1 protein-coding gene is annotated in these 1615 nt (G+C 53.7%); it reads left to right on the top strand.

What is annotated here, in order from left to right; translation table 11 throughout:
• The first annotated feature begins 45 nt into the window (after nucleotides 1-45).
• Nucleotides 46-1587: an IS3 family transposase gene (locus tag G7Y43_RS10540; protein ID WP_165046366.1), complete on the top strand. Its 1542-nt coding sequence runs from the start codon at nucleotides 46-48 to the stop codon at nucleotides 1585-1587.
• The last annotated feature ends 28 nt before the right edge of the window (nucleotides 1588-1615 follow it).

Raw genomic sequence — 1615 nt, forward strand, 5'->3', positions numbered from 1 at the left:
GGGGGTGTGGACAAAAACTTGGACATCTGAGACAAGGAGATGGCCATGTATCACCATCACACCCAAGAGGAAAAGCAAGCTGCAATTGACCTCTACGTGACCAGTGGGCATTCCCCGATAACGGTCAAGCGAACGCTCGGATACCCCGATGCGTCAACGCTGTCCCGCTGGTATCGCGACTATCTGCAAAGAGGATATGTGAGAGGGCCTGAGAAGTGGTCGGGCAAGTTCACGGAGGAGCAGAAGAGGATCGCTGTCGAGCACTACCTCTCTACCGGCAAAAACGGATCGAAGACCGTGCGAGAGCTTGGATACCCCAGCAGAACTCTGCTCAGCCAATGGATAGACGAGCTTGCACCCGGCCAACGCAAGACCACAAAACCGCATAAGAGGTTCTCGGACGAGGAGCGCATAGAGGTGCTTCTCGATTCCGTCGCTGCTCCTACCGTCAAGCAGGTGATCGAGGGTCACGACATTGACAAGGTCACGTTCTATAATTGGAGGAAGAAGTTCTTGGGGGAGGAGGCGCAGAGCGTGATTGACGACATCGACCGAGACGAGCTTTTGGGTGAAATCGATTCTCTGAAGGACAAGATAGCAGGGCTGGAGGCCGAAGCAAGATTTCATAAGATGGAGGTCGCTATCTGGAAGGGGGCGGCCGAGCTTGTAAAAAAAGACCCGGGCATCGATCCGGGGAGTCTCTCCAACAGAGAGAAAGCAACCCTAGTCGATGCCCTGAAGACGACGTTTCCGCTGAATGAACTGCTGAGGTACCTAGGATTAGCTCGGAGCAGCTATTACTACCAGGAGAAAGTCTTATCCGCTCCCGACAAGTACAAGGAACTGCGAAAACTCGTAAAAGAGGAGTTCGAAGCCGAAGGCGGAGCCCGCGGCCACCGAACGATATGGGCGCGCCTGAGAAAGCGCGAAACGCCCGTGATCGTCTCGGAGAAGGTAGTCTTGCGCATAATGAAAGAAGAGGGCCTCGAAGTGCCCTACTCAAACACGAAAAAGCGCCGATACAGCTCCTACGCAGGCGAGATAGACCAAGCTCCTGAGAATCTTGTGGAGCGCGACTTTCATGCTGACGCACCGAACGTGCTATGGCTCACTGACATCACTCAGTTCACGTTGTCGGGCTTTAAATGCTATCTGTCCCCTGTGATCGACTGCTTCGACGGCAAGGTCGTATCGCAGAAAATATCCTTGCATCCGGATGCAGAGCTCGTGAACACCATGCTCGATGACGCAATAGCGACTCTCTCTGATGGAGAGCATCCCATCTGCCACAACGACCGTGGATGCCATTATCGCTGGCCCGGATGGATCGAGCGGTGCGAAAATGCCGGTATCATGCGCTCTATGTCGAAAAAGGGATGCTCTCCGGATAACTCAGCCTGCGAAGGGTTTTTCGGCCGTCTCAAGAACGAGTTCTTCTATGGCAGGGATTGGAAGGGTGTGTCGTTCGAGGAATTCTCGCGTCTATTAAATGGCTACATAGAGTTCTATAATGGGGGGCGCATCAAAAGATCGCTGGGATGGATGAGTCCCAACGAATACCGTAGGAGCCTAGGCTTAGCGGCTTAGGAATGTCCAAGAAAATGTCCACACCCCC

The organism is Adlercreutzia sp. ZJ138 (assembly GCF_011038935.1).
Classification (GTDB): Bacteria; Actinomycetota; Coriobacteriia; order Coriobacteriales; family Eggerthellaceae; genus ZJ141.

Coding starts and splice junctions, on each gene's coding strand:
- G7Y43_RS10540 (WP_165046366.1), top strand. CDS start 46: ATGTATCACCATCACACCCAAGAGGAAAAGCAAGCTGCAATTGACCTC.